This window comes from Aeromonas sp. FDAARGOS 1404, from assembly GCF_019047085.1.
Classification (GTDB): domain Bacteria; phylum Pseudomonadota; class Gammaproteobacteria; order Enterobacterales; family Aeromonadaceae; genus Aeromonas; species Aeromonas veronii.
The window spans coordinates 4,519,851-4,536,618 of the sequence record NZ_CP077237.1 but is presented as its reverse complement, the minus strand read 5'-3'; the positions used below and the strand labels follow the sequence as shown (position 1 = coordinate 4,536,618).

At 56.0% G+C, this 16,768-nt stretch carries 14 protein-coding genes and 1 tRNA gene; 13 read left to right on the top strand and 2 right to left on the bottom strand.

Going from position 1 to position 16,768, the window contains the following annotated elements; translation table 11 throughout:
* Positions 1-52 precede the first annotated feature (52 nt).
* Both fdhF and I6L34_RS20980 read right to left on the bottom strand, forming a co-directional pair.
* Positions 53-2,197, bottom strand: a complete 2,145-nt coding sequence (fdhF, locus tag I6L34_RS20985) for a formate dehydrogenase subunit alpha (protein ID WP_216955284.1) — start codon at positions 2,195-2,197, stop codon at positions 53-55.
* Positions 2,198-2,243: 46 nt separating this feature from the next.
* On the bottom strand, positions 2,244-2,843 hold the full coding sequence (locus I6L34_RS20980; RefSeq protein ID WP_040065709.1) for a 4Fe-4S binding protein: 600 nt from the start codon (positions 2,841-2,843) through the stop codon (positions 2,244-2,246).
* A 15-nt stretch (positions 2,844-2,858) separates the two neighbouring features.
* Here I6L34_RS20980 and I6L34_RS20975 point away from each other — a divergent pair, with 15 nt between their 5' ends.
* The 13 genes from I6L34_RS20975 (at position 2,859) to I6L34_RS20915 (ending at position 16,619) form a co-directional block, all read left to right on the top strand.
* Positions 2,859-3,131, top strand: a complete 273-nt coding sequence (locus I6L34_RS20975; protein ID WP_216955283.1) for a hypothetical protein — start codon at positions 2,859-2,861, stop codon at positions 3,129-3,131.
* Between the two features lie 355 nt (positions 3,132-3,486).
* The gene (locus I6L34_RS20970) at positions 3,487-4,869 is read left to right on the top strand and encodes an AAA family ATPase (RefSeq protein ID WP_216955282.1); all 1,383 of its coding nucleotides are present in this window, start codon (positions 3,487-3,489) and stop codon (positions 4,867-4,869) included.
* A gap of 3 nt (positions 4,870-4,872) precedes the next feature.
* Complete coding sequence (locus tag I6L34_RS20965; protein WP_216955281.1) at positions 4,873-5,832, top strand: DUF4435 domain-containing protein; 960 nt, start codon at positions 4,873-4,875, stop codon at positions 5,830-5,832.
* 534 nt (positions 5,833-6,366) lie between these two features.
* Complete coding sequence (gene kup, locus I6L34_RS20960) at positions 6,367-8,235, top strand: low affinity potassium transporter Kup (RefSeq protein ID WP_201995946.1); 1,869 nt, start codon at positions 6,367-6,369, stop codon at positions 8,233-8,235.
* A gap of 488 nt (positions 8,236-8,723) precedes the next feature.
* Positions 8,724-9,389: a 4Fe-4S dicluster domain-containing protein gene (locus I6L34_RS20955; protein ID WP_216955280.1), complete on the top strand. Its 666-nt coding sequence runs from the start codon at positions 8,724-8,726 to the stop codon at positions 9,387-9,389.
* The gene (gene hyfB / locus I6L34_RS20950; RefSeq protein WP_216955279.1) at positions 9,389-11,260 is read left to right on the top strand and encodes a hydrogenase 4 subunit B; all 1,872 of its coding nucleotides are present in this window, start codon (positions 9,389-9,391) and stop codon (positions 11,258-11,260) included. The genes I6L34_RS20955 and hyfB overlap by 1 nt, the downstream gene beginning before the upstream one ends.
* Before the next feature lies 1 nt (position 11,261).
* Positions 11,262-12,215 (top strand): respiratory chain complex I subunit 1 family protein, encoded by a 954-nt coding sequence (locus I6L34_RS20945; protein ID WP_216955278.1) that lies wholly within the window; start codon positions 11,262-11,264, stop codon positions 12,213-12,215.
* 80 nt (positions 12,216-12,295) lie between these two features.
* Positions 12,296-14,014, top strand: a complete 1,719-nt coding sequence (locus tag I6L34_RS20940; RefSeq protein WP_049047265.1) for an NADH-quinone oxidoreductase subunit C — start codon at positions 12,296-12,298, stop codon at positions 14,012-14,014.
* 9 nt (positions 14,015-14,023) lie between these two features.
* Positions 14,024-14,602 carry a formate hydrogenlyase complex iron-sulfur subunit gene (locus I6L34_RS20935; protein ID WP_005333322.1) on the top strand — a complete coding sequence of 193 codons (579 nt, stop codon included), beginning with the start codon at positions 14,024-14,026 and terminating at the stop codon, positions 14,600-14,602.
* Positions 14,602-15,417 (top strand): NADH-quinone oxidoreductase subunit B family protein, encoded by an 816-nt coding sequence (locus I6L34_RS20930; protein WP_005301886.1) that lies wholly within the window; start codon positions 14,602-14,604, stop codon positions 15,415-15,417. Before I6L34_RS20935 ends, I6L34_RS20930 begins: the two co-directional genes overlap by 1 nt.
* The gene (locus I6L34_RS20925) at positions 15,410-15,823 is read left to right on the top strand and encodes a formate hydrogenlyase maturation HycH family protein (protein WP_011706331.1); all 414 of its coding nucleotides are present in this window, start codon (positions 15,410-15,412) and stop codon (positions 15,821-15,823) included. The genes I6L34_RS20930 and I6L34_RS20925 overlap by 8 nt, the downstream gene beginning before the upstream one ends.
* Positions 15,823-16,314 carry a hydrogenase maturation peptidase HycI gene (gene hycI, locus I6L34_RS20920; RefSeq protein ID WP_041207574.1) on the top strand — a complete coding sequence of 164 codons (492 nt, stop codon included), beginning with the start codon at positions 15,823-15,825 and terminating at the stop codon, positions 16,312-16,314. The genes I6L34_RS20925 and hycI overlap by 1 nt, the downstream gene beginning before the upstream one ends.
* A gap of 213 nt (positions 16,315-16,527) precedes the next feature.
* Positions 16,528-16,619, top strand: a tRNA-Sec gene (locus I6L34_RS20915).
* Positions 16,620-16,768 lie beyond the last annotated feature (149 nt).

Sequence of the window (16,768 nt, the reverse complement as noted above, 5' to 3'; positions counted from 1 at the left end):
ATAAATCCGAGTCGGGTTCCCTTATTTGTGCAGAACCTCTTTTTTAGGGCGATCAGCCTTTGGCTGCGCTGCGCAATTTCGCCTTGAGCGCGCTGTATTCAGTCTGGACGTACACTTCCGCCTCAGGCTGATTGTCGATACGCTCGATCTTCACCGCGCAGTACTTGTACTCCGGCGTGTGGGAGACGGGATCGACGTGCTCGATGGTCAGCTCGTTGCAGGCCCCGATCCACCACTGGTAGGTCATGTAGACCACCCCGGCGTTGACCCGGTCGTTGTAGTTGGCCCGGGTGATCACCTTGCCACGGCGCGACGAGATCCAGACCAGAGCCTGATCCTTCACCCCGAGCTTTTTGGCATCGCTCGGGTGGATCTGCACATAACCGGGCTCATCGGCCAGGGTTTGCAGCGCCGAGCAGTTGCCGGTCATGGAGCGGCAGGAGTAGTGACCCACCTCGCGCACGGTGGAGAGCACCAGCGGGTACTCGGCACAGGGCTGCTCCAGCGGCGGCCGCCACTCGGAGGCAATCAGCTGACCCTTGCCACTCGGGGTGGTGAACACGTTCCCCTCGAACAGGGTGCTGGTGCCCGGGTGATCCTCGGTCGGGCAAGGCCACTGCACACTCTTGAGATCGGCCATCTTGTCGTAGCTGACCCCGGCGTAGAGCGGGCAGAGCGCACGCATCTCGTCCCAGATCTCTTCGGTGTTGTGGTACTCCATGGGATAACCCATGGCGGTCGCCATCAGCGAGAAGATCGCCCAGTCCGGCTTCACGTTCTCGGGGGGCGTCACCGCCTTGTAGAAACGCTGGAAGCCGCGATCCGCCGAGCTGTAGACCCCTTCGTGCTCGCCCCAGCTGGTGGCGGGCAGAATGACGTCGGCCATCTCGGCAGTCTGGGTCATGAAGATATCCTGCACGATCACCAACTCCATCCCCGCCAGAGTGCGGCGGAACTGACCGAGATCTGCCTCGGTCTGCGCCGGATCTTCACCGAAGATGTAGAAGGCCTTGCACTTGCCCTCCTCCACCTTGTGGCCAAGCTCCGTCAGCCGATAGCCGGGCTTTTGGGAGAGTGACTCCACGCCCCACGCCTTGGCGAACTTGGCGCTGATCTCGGGATCGGCCACCGACTGATAACCCGGGAACTGGTGCGGCAGCATCCCCATGTCACAGGTGCCCTGCACGTTGTTCTGACCACGCACCGGCCCGCAGCCGGTGCCACGGCGACCGAAGTTGCCGGTCAGCAGCGCCAGCCCCGCCAGCCCCTTGACCACGTCCACCGCCTGACCGTACTGGGTCACCCCCATGCCCCACAGGATCATGGAAGCAGGCGACTCGGCATAGGTGCGAATGGCGGCGCGGATATCGGCGGCTTTGAGGCCAGTGATCCCCTCCACATATTCCGGGGTGTACTTGGCCACCGTCGCCTTGAAGGTCTCGAACCCTTCGGTGTAGTTGGCGACAAAGGCTTTGTTATAGAGCCCTTCATTGATCAACACGTTGGCGAAGGCGTTAACCAGCGCCATGTTGGAACCGTTTTTGAGCGGCAGCCACTGATCGGCGATGCGGGCGGTCTCCACCATGCGGGGATCACACACAATCACCTTGGCCCCTTTTGCCTTCGCCTTGAGGATATGGCGGGCGACGATGGGGTGAGAGTCAGCAGCGTTGTAACCAAACACCAGCAGGCACTTGGTCTCTTGAATTTCGGGAATGGCGTTGCTCATGGCGCCGTTGCCTACCGTTGTCTCCAGACCGGAGACTGAGGGTGCGTGTCACACCCTCGCGCAGTGGTCGACGTTGTTCGTCCCAATCACCGCACGGGCAAATTTCTGCATCACATAGTTGGCTTCATTGCCGGGGCCACGGGCAGAGCCGGTGGTCATGATGGCGTCCGGGCCATATTTCGCCTTGATGGCGGAGAGACGGCTGCTGGCGAACGCGATCGCCTCATCCCATGAGACGGCCTCGAACTTGCCACCGCGCTCGCGGCGGATCATCGGGCTCTTGAGACGGGGGGTCAGCAGGTTGGTGTCGTTCAAAAAATCCCAACCGTAATAGCCCTTGAGGCAGAGCTGCCCCTCGTTGGTCCGGCCGTTGGCGCCTTCGGCCCCCACCACCTTGTCGTTTTCAACCAGCAGGTTGATTTTGCAACCGGTGCCGCAATAGGGGCACACGGTAATGACTTTTTTCATGACTCACACTCTTGTTTGTTAACGAAAAACGGCTCGGCAAGCCCGCTCACACCCGTGCCGGCATCGCCAGCAGTGCCTCGGCACTGGCCAGCTGCTTCTGCCGGTTCAGGGTTTCAAGATGCTCCGGCGTGACCAGCCGCAGCGCCTGGGTCGGACACACCTCGACACAGGCCGGGCCCGCCTCGCGGTGACGGCAGAGATCGCACTTGAGCGCCTGCGCCTTGGTCTGCGGACGCTTGAAGAGCGAATCGGCAGCGGGTGCCACCTCTTTGAGCACCACCGCCATGGCGCCGTAAGGACAGGCCACTACGCAGGACTTGCAGCCGATGCAGCGCTCCTGCAACACCTTGACGCAACCATCCTCACTGACGATGGCATTGTTCGGGCAGGCCATGGCGCACGGCTTGTCTTCACACTGGCGGCAGAGCACCGGCGTGGTCACCTTGCTGCCCACGATCACCTTCAGGCGCGGCTGAAAGTAGCTGTCCTTGGAGACCAGATGTCCATCCTCGATGGCAAGATGCAGGCCGCCCTCCCGCTCAAGGGTCCCGCTGCAAGACCCTGACTGGTGTGAAACGGCGCAGGCCACCTCACAGGTACGACACCCAATACAGAGACTGGGATCTGCAATCACGAAGCTGTTCATAGAGAGGGATCCTAAATGGTTCGTTACACCGGGCCGCCCGCCGACAGGCAAAGAGGCGGCCAGCCCCCACAAAGCATTTATCAGACCAAAACGGGCCAAGGTTGCGATAAAAAATCACAAGCAACTGAAAATAAAGGGTTAATCAGAAAGAGATATATGCTGAATGCCACCTCTGACGAGGGTGACGACGGGGTGGGAAGTGTGATCGACACGACAAAAGTGACGAGCTCGACACTTGGTTGTATGGGAGCGATTCTCTTGCCCGATACGCAAAACGACTCTCAATGACTAGTTTGTTGATTTAGGGCAGATTTTTCTTCGATGACTCTTCTCTCAACTAATCCAACTGGATATCATGTTCCAGTTGGCAACCAGCTCCGTTGGGGGGGGGGCATTCACATGCTGCCAAGCAATGAAATCATACAGGTTAAAAACAGTACATTAGGAGCTGTAACCTAGGGGCGGTAGCATGGAAAAGATCTTACAACAACCAACTCAAGAATGTTAATTCATATAAATATTCCAGCCTTTTGATTATTACTTATATTAAAAACATAATATATATTGTACACCACAATGTTAAGCTAACCATTTACAAATAAATAATTTTAATGTTACGTTTTAGGAGTTAAAGGGAAATTTAATGAAAACCTCAACAATTAATTACGTAAAGATAGAAAAACTATATGGCCATAAGAGCTTCAATGTTGAATTGATTGACAACCAACTGATTATTGTTGGTGAAAATGGCTTGGGGAAAAGTACAGTTATTAACATACTTTTTTATACCTTAACAAGCCAGTGGCAAAAGCTTCTTAAATATCAGTTTCATAAAATTGAGGTAGGAGTTAATGGTAAGAGCTACTCATTTACCATGGATGATATAAATAGTGTTTTTGATAAAGTAAATGAAAACTCTTACATTAATCTTTTGTTTAAACTAAAGAATCATAATTTAACGGCCAAACAAGCATATCTTAACTTTAGCTCGGATATATATAGAAAACTTAGAAATGATAGTTTTAGTGAGCCGGCAAGGTTACGAAGAGCACTAATGGAACTTGCTGACAATAAACTCACTCTTGACCATTTACCAAAAAGCTTACTTAAATTAGAATCGGCATTAAATTTTCATGTGTTATATCTACCAACATATCGAAGAATTGAAAGAGACTTAAAGCAAATTTTCCCTTCACTAGAGGAAGATCTTCAAAAATACAACAGATATCACTCCAGCATTAGTAGAAATCGAGAGCATGTTGAGCTTGTTGAATTTGGAATGCAAGATGTCCAGTCGATGATTTCTTTAAAAATGAATCAGCTTGAGAATGAATTCAGATCATCTTTAGAACGTCTAACAAGTGGTTACCTTCGAGTAATATTACGAAAAGAATACAAAGAAGAGAGTGCATTACCAGAATATAAATTCAATGATCAGGAACTAGATTCTATATTTGAAAAGATAGAACGAGACGGATCATTTTTCTCTCGGGATGATTTAAAAAACCTTCGAAATACTGCGCATGCACTAAACGAAGGTAACTTATCATCAGATATCGACATGTTGTCAGCTCACTTGATTAAGCAATTATTAAACCTTCACAAAAACCAATTAAATAAAGAAGACAAAGTCAGAACGTTTGCAAAAATAACTAACAGCTACCTTAAAGGCAAAAAATTTGATTTTAACAGCAAAGAATTTAGACTTCCATTAGTGCCAGACTTTGAAAATGAAGATTATGTATTATGTAATTCCACTGATGAAATCGACTTGAGCCAATTATCATCAGGAGAAAAGCAAATTGTCTCTCTTTTTGCACATATGTATTTGTCTGATTTTGACGACTTCCTAGTCATCATTGATGAACCAGAGCTGTCACTCTCAGTTCCTTGGCAAAAAAGGCTACTCGTTGATATCACCTCCACAGAAAACTGCAACGGATTAATTGCAGTTACACACTCACCTTTTGTTTATAACAACAGCTTAAAAAGCAAAGCTAAATCATTAATGGAGTTCTATATTTAAGCCATGGACCTTCTCGCATATCTTAATGATGAGCTCTCAAACAACAACATTGAGCACCACCATTTTTTAATAAGCTACAACCCTCAAAATAAAATAATTCATTGTTTTTTTGAGGGTAAAACCGATGAATCTTTCTATGGCACAACTATTCGCAACCTGCTACCTGATGGCTATAAACTAAAAACTTATATTTGTGGTAAAAAAGATAACGTTTTATTTCACTATAACGAATTAGGGAATAGAACGAGTAAGAAACAACCTCTTTTGTTTTTCATCGACAAGGATATTGACAACATAATACCCGTCGAGATAGTGAAATCAGAATCTATATATGAGACTGATTATTACTCTATAGAAAATTATATTGTAACAAGTTCTAGCCTCTTGCAACTATGGGCGGAAGTTTTCAGACAATCATCTGGTACAGCTGTTGCTGAAAAACTAGAGACGCTTTTCGAGCAAGCCCACAATGAATATAATAAAATTGCATTACAATTTATGGCATGGGTTCTTCATCATCGGAGAAAGGGAGGGGGAAGACTAAACCTAGACTGTATCAAAACCAATGAGTTATTCACAATTGATGATAATTTAAAATTAACACCATCTTTTACAGAACTATCTGGTTTATATAATTACTTACTCCAAAAAACAAAAGTTGAAACTCAAGCAAATGAATATGAAAACATTCAGAAGTGTCTACATGAATTATCTTCTTTTGAAATAAAGCAGATATCAAGAGGACATAATGAAATGGACTTTTTTATTGAATTTTGCAAAGCTCTGAAAAAAATATCCACTAGTGTTGAGACAGTTAAGATAACTACTCAAGTAGATATTAATTGTGCGAATGCTATAGATATTATGGGTCCGAGAATTAAACCCCATCAATCTCTGTTGTCATTTTTAATGACGCATTTTGAAAACACATCCATATCCACAGGGAAAACCATAACTGCATAATACATTTGATGGATCATGTCTGGGGTTTTAAATACCAACTATATAATACCAAGCCTTTATATTTTGTGGCCCTTTCAAAGGGCCATTTTTTATACAATGAACTCTCGTTTAAAAAAACCATCGCTGCCTAACCCCCTCCCCTTTGCCACCCTGCCAGCAATTAATTAGTCACTATTTCATCATCTGTTTTTCACTCACTTCGGTAAAAAATAGTGGCCAAAGCGCTTCCCCAGATAAAACAAACGGTTGCCCGCAGAGCGCATGAATATTTCAATCAATGGCCAATTAATAACCTTACTCAAAAGGGCGTTTTGATTATTTATACCTGAGCATGAACCCGCAGAGTGTGTGTCATTATAAGCTTAACGACAGATGAACAGACTGTGTTCCATGACAAGCAGATCACTATTCCGTTAGCGCCCTTTCCCATCGCAATCCATTAATTCTCTCCCGATTAAATATCACGACTCTCTTGGTAGGTCGGGCAGCTGTGCGTTGGCAAACGTGTAAACATCAAACTGACAAGATGAACTCATGAACTGTGATAAACAACAAGCCACTCCCGGCGTTATGCTGGCGGCGATTGGCGTAGTCTATGGCGATATCGGCACCAGCCCGCTCTATACCTTGCGCGAGTGCCTGTCAGGTCAATTCGGGTTCGGCGTCGAGCCGGCCTCCATTCTCGGCTTTCTCTCGCTGATCTTCTGGCTGCTGATCCTGGTGGTGTCGGTCAAGTACCTCTCCTTTGTGATGCGGGCCGACAACGCCGGCGAGGGTGGCATTCTCACCCTGATGTCGCTGGCGACCCGCAACGCCTCCACCCGCTGGACGCCGCTGCTGATCATCCTCGGCCTGATTGGCGGCAGCTTCTTCTATGGCGAGGTGGTGATCACCCCGGCGATGTCGGTGATGTCGGCCATCGAGGGTCTGAGCATTCTCACCCCCGCCCTCGACCCCTATATCGTCACCCTCTCGGTGCTGGTGCTGACCCTGCTGTTCGCCATCCAGAAACATGGCACCGCCATGGTGGGCAAGCTGTTTGCCCCCATCATGCTGATCTGGTTTATGACGCTGGCGGTGCTGGGGCTGCGCGGCATCGTCCACAACCCCGAGGTGCTGGGGGCACTCAACCCCATCTGGGCGGTGCGCTTCTTTGTCCAGTACCAGACCACCTCCTTCTTTGCCCTCGGCGCCGTGGTGCTGGCCATCACCGGGGTGGAGGCGCTCTACGCGGATATGGGCCACTTTGGCAAAAATCCAATTCGCCTCGCCTGGTTTATCGTGGTGCTGCCCTCGCTGGTGCTCAACTACTTCGGTCAGGGGGCGCTGCTGCTAAGCAATCCGGCTGCCATTGCCAACCCCTTCTTCCTGCTCGCGCCGAAATGGGCGCTGGTGCCGCTGCTGCTCTTGGCAACCATGGCGACGGTGATCGCCTCGCAGGCGGTGATCTCCGGGGTCTTTTCGCTGACCCGGCAGGCGGTGCGGCTCGGTTATCTCTCCCCCATTCGCATCGTTCATACCTCCGAGCAGGAGTCCGGCCAGATCTATATTCCGGTCATCAACTGGATGCTCTATATCTCGGTGGTGATCGTCATCATGAGCTTCGAGCACTCCAGCAATCTGGCGGCGGCCTACGGCATCGCGGTGACCGGCACCATGGTGCTTACCTCCATCCTCTCCTGCTCGGTGGCCAAGAACAGCTGGCACTGGAACAAGTATCTGGTGGCCATTCTGTTTGCCGCGCTGCTCTGTATCGACGTGCCGCTGTTTGCCGCCAACCTCGCCAAGATCTTCTCCGGCGGCTGGCTGCCGCTCACCCTGGGCGCGGTGATGTTCACCGTGATGACCAGCTGGAAGAGCGAGCGCTTCCAGCTTATTCGTCGCCTGAACGAGCACGGCAACTCCCTTGAGCCGATGATCGCCTCGCTGGAAAAGTCCCCGCCGACCCGGGTGGCCGGCACTGCCGTCTATATGTCGCGGGTGGTCAATGTGATCCCCCATGCGCTGCTGCACAACCTCAAGCACAACAAGGTGCTGCACGAGCGGATCATCCTGCTCACCCTGCGGGTGGAGGATGTGCCCTACGTCCACAATGTGCGCCGGGTCTGCATCGAGCAGCTCTCCCCCACCTTCTGGCGGGTAGTGGCAAGCTATGGCTGGCGCGAGACCCCGAACGTGGAGGAGATCTTCCACCGCTGCAACGCCGAGGGGCTGAGCTGCCGGATGATGGAGACCTCGTTCTTTATGGCCCACGAGTCGCTCATCATGAAAGACCGCCCCTGGTATCTCTATCTGCGCGGCAAGCTCTTTATGCTGCTGCAGCGCAACGCCCTGCGCGCCCCGGATCAGTTCGAGATCCCGCCCAACCGGGTCATCGAGCTGGGTTCGCAGGTGGATATCTGATGGCGGGTTGATGGCCTTTTAATGGCATAGAAAACGTCAGCAAGAGAGAGGGAGGCATTGGCCTCCCTCTTCTTTTCCGTTAACCCCGATTACCGCCCCCTCATCCCCAGCCCTTCTCACACGAGGGGAGAAGGGAGCAAACCACGGCAATTCGAACCAGCTCATCTCCCCTCTCACAACAGCCGTAGGGTGCAATAAGCGCACCGCCGTGCACCACGAACATATTTTGATAGCGGTGCAATTCACTGCGTTCATTGCACCCTACTCATGCTGCCTTTTCCGGGGTGACGAACCCTCTTGGGGGCTTCGTCACAAGTGACGAACGTCACAGTTCGACAGCCGTATCAGCGCTTCGACCCAACCACATCAAGATTTTTATTCATTTAAAAACAGCCACTTAAAACCAATTCATCTGTAAAAAACCATTCTGGCCCGTATCTTGCCAACCTGCCCCTACTTTCTCCGTTCGCGACACGACAAGGTAGGCTATGAACCGCTTCGTTATCGCTGACCCCAAGCTTTGTATCGGCTGTGGCACCTGTATGGCGGCCTGCAGCGAGGTACACAAGGCGCAAGGTTTGCAGCAAGCCCCCCGTTTAACCGTTATGCGACACGAGCAGGCGACCATGCCGGTTCAGTGCCGTCACTGTGACGATGCCCCCTGCATCAAGGTGTGCCCGGTCGAGGCAATTCGCCAGACCGGCGATTGCGTGCAACTCAACGAGTCGCTCTGCATCGGCTGCAATCTCTGCGCCGTGGCCTGCCCCTTTGGCGCCATCCAGAGCGGCGGCAGCCGTCCGGTGGCCGTGGCCACCAGTTACGACACCTATATCCCCTGCTCCATCCGCTCCAACAACCCCTCCACCTCTGCTGGCCTGCGCTGCTTTGGCGAGGATCTGCTGAGCTGGGAGCCGGGCGTGCGCAGCATCGCGGTCAAGTGTGACCTGTGCGAGTTTCGCGCCGATGGCCCGGCCTGTGTCGGAGCCTGCCCCTCCCAGGCACTGAAGCTGGTTAATGACGGCGACACCGAACGCGCCGCCCGTATCCGTCGCCAGCAAGCGGCCGACACCAACCCGCAAGGGGCCTCTGCCTTCTCGGCGCCTGCCACGGCGATCCCTGCATCCGATTTATCCACCACAGAGGGAGCGTGCTGATGTTGTCCCCCCTTGTTATGGCCACGCTCCTGCTCTTTTTGCTGGGCGCTGCCGCCGGTTTGCTGCTGCAAAAGCTGCCCGCACTGGCCAACCGCCTCAATAGCGGCTTTGCCCTGCTGGGCTCGCTCGCGGGTCTGGTCGCCGCCATCCAGATCTTTGCCCAAGGCGCCCCCGTCGACGGCCAGCTCTGGCTGCTGGGCTCAGTGCACCTCGACATGCTGGCCGCGCTGATGCTGCTGGTGATTAGCACCGTCGGCGTCGCCGTCGCCCTCTACTCCTTTGCCTATATCCGCGAATATCAGGGCAAGGGGGATGTGGCCATCGGCGCGCTGATGAACCTCTTCCTCTTTGCCATGGTGGGCATGGTGCTGGCCGACAACGCACTCGGTTTCTTGCTCTGCTACGAGCTGGTGACCCTCACCACCTACTGGCTGGTCAAGACCAACCCGGAGGCCGCCAAACAGAGCCGCCTCTACTTGGTGATGAACCATATCGGCATGGCGCTGGTGCTGATCGCCTTCTGGCTGCTCTGCCGTGAAAACGGCTCGCTGGAGTTCGCCGCGCTGCGCGAGAACCATCTGGCGGGCGCCCTGGCCTCGCTGGTGTTCCTGCTCAGCTTCTGCGGCTTTGGCCTGCGCGCCGGTTTCGTGCCGCTACACGGCTGGCTGCCGGTGGCCGAGCCCGTTGCGCCGTCCCATATCTCGGCGCTGATGTCCGGTGTGATGGTGAAGCTGGGTCTCTTTGGCATCTTGCGGGTCAGTATCGATTTTCTCGGCGCCAGCCAGCTCTGGTGGGGCTATGTGGTGCTGATCTTCGGTGCCTGTTCGGCAGTGCTCGGGGTGCTGTTTGCGCTGGCCGAGCACGATCTCAAGCGGCTGCTCGCCTACCACACGGTGGAGAACATCGGCATCATCCTGATGGGGATGGGCATCGGCATGATCGGCATCGCCAACCAGCAACCGGCTCTGGTGGTGCTGGGGCTGCTCGGCGCCCTCTATCACCTGCTCAACCACGCCATCTTCAAGAGCCTGCTCTTTATGGGCACCGGCTCGGTGATGTTCCGCCTGCACACCCGCGACATGGACAAGATGGGGGGGCTGGCCAAACTGATGCCCTGGACCGCGCTGGCGTTCCTGATCGGTGCCATGGCCATCTCGGCGTTGCCGCCCCTGAACGGCTTTGTCAGCGAGTGGTTTATCTACCAGTCGCTGCTCTCCATGACCAAACTCGGCACCTCTGTCGTCGCGCCGCTCGCGGTAGTGATGCTGGCAGTGACCGGCGCCATGGCGGTGATGTGTTTCGTCAAGGTGTATGGCATCTGCTTCTGCGGCGCACCGCGCAGCGAACACGCGAGCCACGCCCGCGAAGTGCCGGGGGCCATGGTGGCAGGCACGCTGCTGCTGGCTGCGGTCTGTCTGGTGCTGGGTCTGGGCGCCCCCTGGATTGCCCCCCATATCGCCAGCTATGGCCAAGCCTTGGTAAGCGGCCAAATGAACGTGGCCACCGGCGCCACCCTGCTGCCACTCGATAGCAGCCAGGCGATCCTCTCCCCGCCCGTTATCGCCATCACCTTGCTGGGGCTGTTCCTCATCCCGTTGCTGGTACTGGCCATCTTCAAGGGGCCCAAGCTCGGTCGTCGTCACGCTGGCACCCCGTGGGCCTGTGGTTACGCCTACGAGGAGCGCATGAGCCTCACCTCTGGCGGTGTCACCCACACCTTGCGCCAACTCTGCGCGCCGCTCTATCGCAAGCAGCCGCAGCTCGATCTGGCCACCGCCCTGCACGGGGTGAGCGATACCAGCGGGACAACCGGCTGGTTGCTGCACGGCGTGGTGCTGGCGCTCTTTATCCTGATGGCTGTAGGAGTCTGATATGCCTGTTCTTGAAATGCCGAGCTGGGGCATGGTTGCCCTCGCCCTGACCCAGGCCATCGCCATGCTGGCGCTGGCGCCGCTCGCCACCGGTTTCAACCGGGTGCTGCGGGCCAAGATGCACTCCCGTCAGGGGCCGGGCCTGCTGCAGGATTACCGGGATATCGCCAAGCTCCTGCGCCGTCAGGAGGTGACCCCCGAGCCTGCCGGCATCATCTTCAACCTGATGCCTGCGCTGCTCATCGCCGCCCTCTTGCTGGTGGGGATGGCGCTGCCGACCCTGACTCACGAGTCTCCCTTCCCCATCGCCGGGGATCTCATCACCGATATCTATCTGTTTGCCATCTTCCGCTTCTTCTTCTCCCTCTCCGGGCTCGACAGCGGCAGCATGTTTGCAGGTATTGGTGCCCGCCGCGAGCTGACGCTGGGCATTCTGGTGGAGCCCATTCTGGTGCTCGCCTGCTTCATCATGGCGATGATGGTGGGCAGCTCGGATCTGGGCAACATCAGCAACTATGTGGCGACCCAACCGCTGGCCGCGCCGGTTGCCACCCTCTTGGCTGGCGCCGCCTGCGCCTTCGCGGTGTTTGTCGAGATGGGCAAGCTGCCCTTTGACTGCGCCGAAGCCGAGCAGGAGCTGCAGGAGGGGCCGCTTACCGAGTATTCCGGTGCGGGCCTGGCCTTGCTCAAGCTCTCCATCGGCCTCAAGCAACTGGTGGTGGTGCAGCTCTTTCTGGTCATTTTCCTGCCCTTCGGCAAGGCGGCCAACTGGAGTCTGCCTGCGCTCATCGGCGCGGCGCTGATCCTCGCCTGCAAGCTGCTGGTGGCCTTTTTGCTGGCTGGCATCATCGAAAATGCCATGGCCCGTACCCAGTTCGTGCGCACCCAAAAGCTCACCCGCTACGGGTTGGGGCTGGCCCTGCTGGCGCTGCTCGCCTATCTGGTCGGGATCTGAATCATGCCCGCCAGCACAGCAACTTTTTCCGATTTCATCATTTTCGAATGCTCATTCCCGAACATTAAAGTGAGAACTGCATGACCATCGCCATTTCGGATCGCATCGGCTGCGACTACATCCAGCAGGTGCGAGCACAACTGCCCCACGCCATCGTCGACGAGGAGTGGCAAACCGCCGATCAGGCCACCATCACCGTCAAACCCACCAGTCTGGTCGAGACCGCCAGCCTGATCTTCCATCAGCTGGGGGGCTGGCTTCCGCTCTCCTTTGCCAATGACGAGCGCAGCCTCAACGGCCACTTCGCCGTCTACCACGTCTTCTCCATGGAGGGCGACACCAAGTGCTGGATCACCGTCAAGGTGCTGGTAGATGCCGATACCCAGGAGTACCCCTCCATCACCCCGACCATTCCGGCGGCGGTGTGGGGCGAGCGGGAGATCCGCGACATGTACGGCCTGCGCGCCATCGGTCTGCCAGACGAACGTCGTCTGGTGCTGCCGGATGACTGGCCGGAGGATATCCATCCACTGCGCAAGGACGCCATGGATTATCGCCAGCGCCCGATGCCCACCACTGACACCGAGACCTACCCCTTCGTCAACGAGCTCGGCAGTGATGCCAACCGTATCGTGCCGGTCGGCCCGCTGCACATCACCTCGGATGAACCGGGCCACTTTCGTCTGTTCGTCGATGGCGAAGACATCATCGATGCCGACTACCGCCTCTTCTATGTCCATCGCGGCATGGAGAAGCTGGCGGAAACCCGCATGGGCTATAACGAAGTGGCGTTTCTGACCGACCGGGTCTGCGGCATCTGCGGTTTTACCCACAGCGTCGCCTACACCACCTCGGTAGAGAACGCCATGGGTATTGTGGTACCCGAGCGGGCCAAGATGATCCGCGCCGTGCTGCTGGAGGTGGAGCGCCTGCACAGCCATATCCTCAACATCGGCCTGTCGAGCCACTTCACCGGTTTCGACACCGGCTTCATGCAGTTCTTCCGGGTGCGGGAAAAATCCATGACCCTGGCCGAGCTGCTCACCGGCGCGCGCAAGACCTATGGCCTCAACCTGATTGGCGGGGTGCGCCGCGACATCTTCAAGGAAGATCGCATCAAGGGTGCCCAGCTGGTGCGCGAGCTCCGTGACGAGCTCAAACCCCTGGTCGCCATGCTGCTGGATACCGCCAACATCTCCTCCCGCCTCATCGGTATCGGCAAGCTCGAGCCGCAGATTGCCCGCGATTTCAGCTGCGTAGGTCCCATGGTGCGGGCGAGCGGCTTCAAGCGTGACGTGCGCCGGGTTCACGACTTTGCCGGCTACCGCGAGCTGCCGATGGAGATCCAGACCAAGGCGGGTTGCGATGTGCAATCCCGGGTGCTGGTGCGCATCCACGAGCTCTACGACTCCCTCGACATGATTGAGTTTGGTCTTGAGCATCTGCCGGAGGGGCCGCTTTTGACCGAAGGGTTCACCTACCAGCCGGGCAAGTTTGCACTGGGCTTTACCGAAGCGCCCCGCGGCGAGAACGTCCACTGGAGCATGACCGGGGACAACCAGAAGCTGTTCCGCTGGCGCTGCCGCGCCGCCACCTACGCCAACTGGCCTGCCCTGCGTTACATGCTGCGCGGCAATACCGTGGCGGATGCGCCGCTCATCATCGGCAGTCTGGATCCCTGCTACTCCTGTACCGATCGGGTGACCCTGGTCGACCCCAAGAAGGGCAAATCCACCGTGGTCTCCTACAAGGAGATCGAGCGCTACGGCATCGATCGCAAAAACTCTCCGCTGAAATAAGGGGTCATCATGATCAAGCTGTTCAAGACCATCCTCAAGGCTGGCACCCCGACCGCCAAGTACCCCTTCGCCCCTTACGAGGTGAACCGGGATTTTCGCGGCAAACCGAAATATCAGGCGGATCAGTGCATCGCCTGCGCCGCCTGCACCAAGGCCTGCCCGGCCAACGCGCTGGTGATGGAAGTGGACATGGAGACCGGCGAACGGCGCTGGGAGATCTCCATGGCGCGCTGCATCTTCTGCGGCCGCTGCGAGGAGGTCTGCCCGACCCGCGCCATCGCCCTCTCCCCCGAGTTCGAGCTGGCGGTGACCAACAAGGCGGACCTCTATGAGGAGGCCCGCTTCGCGCTGGCCCCCTGCACCCTGTGCGGCACCTACTTTGCCCCAAGCAAGCTGGTGGCGCTGGTGGAGGACACCCTCAAGCAGGCGGGCACGCCGCTCGCTCGCGATGCCAAGCCGCTTGCGCCGCCAGAGCGGCTGCACCACTGCCCCGACTGCAAACGAAAACAGAGCATGCTGAGCCAGCCTGACTCGGCCCTGATCACACCGATAGCCACACCGATGGCCGCACAAAAGGAGTGGATGTGATGAGCAAGATCAAAGGCATAGAACCGGTTGTCGGCCATGCCCATACCCGCGCCGTGCCGCTGGCACAGGATCCCGAGATCACCAAACTCAAGAAGACCCTGCTCAAGGACATTCGCCGCTCGGCCTATGTCTACCGGGTCGATTGCGGCGGCTGCAACGCCTGCGAGATCGAGATCTTCGCCACCATCACCCCGCTGTTCGATGCCGAGCGTTTCGGCATCAAGGTGGTCGCCTCCCCCCGCCACGCCGACATCCTGCTCTTTACCGGCGCGGTGACCCGGGCGATGCGGGTGCCGGCCCTGCGTGCCTACGAGGCGGCGCCCGATCCCAAGATCTGCATCGCCTACGGCGCCTGCGGCTGTGACGGTGGCATCTTCCACGACCTCTACTGCGTCTGGGGCGGCACCGACAAGATCGTGCCGGTGGATGTTTATATCCCCGGCTGCCCTCCGACACCGGCGGCTACCATTTATGGCTTTGCCGTGGCGCTCGGTCTGCTTGAGCAAAAACTCAAAGCCACCAGCCACGAGGTGCAACCGGGTGAGCGGGTCGAGCTGCGCCACACCGGCATCCCCAATGAAATCCGGGTGATGATCGAGCGCGAAGCGCGCCGCATGGCCGGTTATCGGCAGGGGCGGATCATCGCCGACGAGTTTATGGCCCTGCTCGAAGGGGCGACCCAGCAGGATGTGGATCTGCGCATCCAGAGCTACCTCGATCAGCACGACGATCCCCGCCTGGCTGAGATCGTCAACAACCTCGCAAACGCCTGCCTCAACCGGGCGGCCGGCAAGGGAGAGGCGGTGCATGGCTGACGAGGTTTTTTTCTACCGCCTCTCGCGCAAGTTCGTCGACGAGCAGTTCGACGTCCCCGAGGAAGCCAAAGAGGTGATGTACTACAGCCTCGCCATCGGCCACCACCTCGGCATTGTCGATTGCCTGCGAGCAGACCTGGTCTGCTCGCTGACCGGTTATCGCGACTGGGTAGCCAAGCTGCCAGAGGGGAGCGAAGCACGCCGCAAGATGGAGGGGTTTCTCACCTTTGGCGAGATCACCATCTATCGCGAGCACTGCCATATGCTGGCCTGCGCCTTCGACCGACTGCGCAAAGCCGACAATCTGCTCGATGAGCAGGAGCTGGGCTGGACCAACACCTTTATGGATCAGCTCACCGCCCTCTTTAACGACCCCCATATGTACCTGATGGTAAGGAGCCGCTGATGGGCTGCAATCTCGTGTTGACCGTGGGCAATGCCATGATGGGGGACGACGGTGCCGGCCCCTATCTCGCTGACAAACTGCAGGCCGCCCCCCTGTCCGGCTGGATCCATATCGACGGCGGCATCGCGCCGGAAAATGTGGTCTACAAGGTGCGGGAGCTGCAACCGGAGCGGGTGGTGCTGGTGGATGCCGCCGAGATCGGCGAGAAGGCGGGAACCCTGCAGGTGATCCCCCCCGAGACCATCGCCGAGATGTTTATCTTCTCGACCCACAATATGCCGCTCAATTTCCTGATCGACGAGCTCAAGACCTTTGTCCCCGAGGTGATCTTTGTCGGGGTACAACCGGCCATCGTGGCGTTCTCCTTCCCGATGACCGAGATGGTGAGCGAGGCGATGGATTATCTTTATCAGCATCTTGATGCCGCCAGTGACACCAGTCTGTTAATAGATAAACTGGAACAGTGGAATATTGCCAACGCCAAGCGGTGATTATTTATCGAGTTGTTAACGACCGTTATTGACCGACGGTTCCGGCAATGTGATCGAGGCCCGATGTTAAATTAAAAACATCGGGCTAATTGTGCTGAACTTGATATAAAACAAGGTTCTTTGATTTTTTCAAAAAATCGCTAACTCTCGCTTTTTTATGACAAAAAAAGCGTTGCCAGTCACAGAAATTTACCACAAAATGGCGACCGTTACGGAAGTTGATGGGGTCTGGTGGCCTCCTCGGTCTTCAAAACCGATGTGAGCCGAGAAGGCTTTGGCAGGTTCGATTCCTGCCTCTTCCGCCAAATTCATCTATTGAACAAATACTCTCTCGCTGAATTTTTCGGCCTGAATGTTATTTCCATTGTTTGTTCAATATGTTTGAAGTAATACCTTAAAAAAGGTGCTTGCCGCTTGCCAATATAATCCGAACTCAGGTTATCTCGCTGGCCAA

Bases quoted from the DNA above. Each gene is read 5' to 3' on its own strand.
- I6L34_RS20945 (WP_216955278.1), top strand. From the start codon at position 11,262: ATGCCTGTTCTTGAAATGCCGAGCTGGGGCATGGTTGCCCTCGCCCTG.
- kup (WP_201995946.1), top strand. From the start codon at position 6,367: ATGAACTGTGATAAACAACAAGCCACTCCCGGCGTTATGCTGGCGGCG.
- hycI (WP_041207574.1), top strand. From the start codon at position 15,823: ATGGGCTGCAATCTCGTGTTGACCGTGGGCAATGCCATGATGGGGGAC.
- I6L34_RS20940 (WP_049047265.1), top strand. From the start codon at position 12,296: ATGACCATCGCCATTTCGGATCGCATCGGCTGCGACTACATCCAGCAG.
- I6L34_RS20935 (WP_005333322.1), top strand. From the start codon at position 14,024: ATGATCAAGCTGTTCAAGACCATCCTCAAGGCTGGCACCCCGACCGCC.
- I6L34_RS20955 (WP_216955280.1), top strand. From the start codon at position 8,724: ATGAACCGCTTCGTTATCGCTGACCCCAAGCTTTGTATCGGCTGTGGC.
- hyfB (WP_216955279.1), top strand. From the start codon at position 9,389: ATGTTGTCCCCCCTTGTTATGGCCACGCTCCTGCTCTTTTTGCTGGGC.
- I6L34_RS20975 (WP_216955283.1), top strand. From the start codon at position 2,859: ATGGTTCGTTACACCGGGCCGCCCGCCGACAGGCAAAGAGGCGGCCAG.
- I6L34_RS20980 (WP_040065709.1), bottom strand. From the start codon at position 2,843: ATGAACAGCTTCGTGATTGCAGATCCCAGTCTCTGTATTGGGTGTCGT.
- I6L34_RS20925 (WP_011706331.1), top strand. From the start codon at position 15,410: ATGGCTGACGAGGTTTTTTTCTACCGCCTCTCGCGCAAGTTCGTCGAC.
- I6L34_RS20970 (WP_216955282.1), top strand. From the start codon at position 3,487: ATGAAAACCTCAACAATTAATTACGTAAAGATAGAAAAACTATATGGC.
- I6L34_RS20965 (WP_216955281.1), top strand. From the start codon at position 4,873: ATGGACCTTCTCGCATATCTTAATGATGAGCTCTCAAACAACAACATT.
- I6L34_RS20930 (WP_005301886.1), top strand. From the start codon at position 14,602: ATGAGCAAGATCAAAGGCATAGAACCGGTTGTCGGCCATGCCCATACC.